Annotated in this window: 1 protein-coding gene; it reads right to left on the bottom strand. The window is 65.5% G+C overall.

Going from position 1 to position 1360, the window contains the following annotated elements; translation table 11 throughout:
- The coding region (locus AC27K1_RS21530) for a calcium-binding protein (protein WP_487152850.1) at positions 1 to 1360 on the bottom strand (1360 nt) is incomplete at both ends.

Below are 1360 nucleotides of genomic sequence, written 5' to 3'. Positions count from 1 at the left end.
TATTGCCCACCGTGGTGCTGTCCGTGCCGGTCAGGGTGTCATCGCCGCTGCCACCGATCACGTTCTCCACGTTGGTGTAGGTATCCGCACCACCGGTGCCGTCATTACCGATACCGGTAGCCAGGTTGGCGGTCACGTCCTGGCTGACACCGTCATAGCTGACCGTGTCCACGTCCGCACCGCCGTCGAAGCTGTCGGTGCCCGTACCACCGAACAGGACGTCGTCACCTGCATCCCCGTTCAGGGTGTCATTGCCGCCTTCACCCCGCAGGGTATCGGCAGCGGCACCGCCACTGAGGGTATTGGCGTTGTTATCACCGGTAATATCATCGTCCTGGTTCGAACCGATGACATTCTCAATGTCGGTCAGGGTATCGACATCACTGGTGGTGTCGGTGGCCGTACCGTCGCCACCGCCCGTATCCAGGTCCACCGTGATCGAACGCAGGTGGGTGCTGTAGTCCGCGGTGTCGCCATCTGTTTCACCGGCACTGCCGCCATCCAGGGTGTCACTGCCCTCACCGCCGCGCAGGGTGTCATCACCCGCCCCCCCTTCCAGGGTGTCATCATCGTTCAGACCGGACAGCGTATCGTCGCCGGCGTTGCCCGTCAGGGTATTCGCCACACTGCTGCCGGTCAGGGTGTCGCCGGCACTGCCGCCGACCAGGTTCTCGATACCGTCCAGGGTGTCCGTGGCGTCCCCGGCAACCGTCGCCTGGGACGAGCCTGCCGTCAGGTTCGCCGTCACCACCGTGGTGGCGTCGCTGTAATCCGCCGTATCGTTATCCGCACCACCGCGCAGGATATCGGCGCCGGTGCCGCCCTTCAGGATGTCATCGCCATCCCCCCCGTCCAGGGTGTCCGCCTCCGCACCGCCGTCCAGGGTATCCGCGCCACCGTTACCTTCCAGGGTATCCGCACCGCCGTTGCCGGTCAGGGTGTCATCCTGGCCGCCACCGCGCAGGGTGTTGGCCACACTGCTCCCGGTCAGGGTATTGGCATGGCCGCTGGCGCCGTCTATGTTCTCGATGCCGGACAGGCTGTCCGAGGCTTCGTTGAAGATCACCGCCTGGGGCGAGGCCACCGACAGGTCCACGGTCACCGCTCCGGTCGCTCCGGTATAGTCCGCCGTATCCCCGGCCGCACCGTTAACGCCGCCAATGAGCGTATCCGCACCCAGGCCACCGGCCAGGGTGTCATCGCCGGCACCGCCATCCAGCCGGTTCGACGCATCATCCCCGGTCAGAATGTCATCACCACTGCCGCCGGTGACATTCTCGATGCTGGTCAGGGTATCGGTCAGCAGCCCGCCTTCCGTGGCCCGCACCGTGCCCGCCGACAGATCAACCACCACCTCATC

The organism is Kistimonas ophiarachnellae (assembly GCF_057552235.1).
This window is presented reverse-complemented; position numbering and strand designations above follow the sequence as displayed.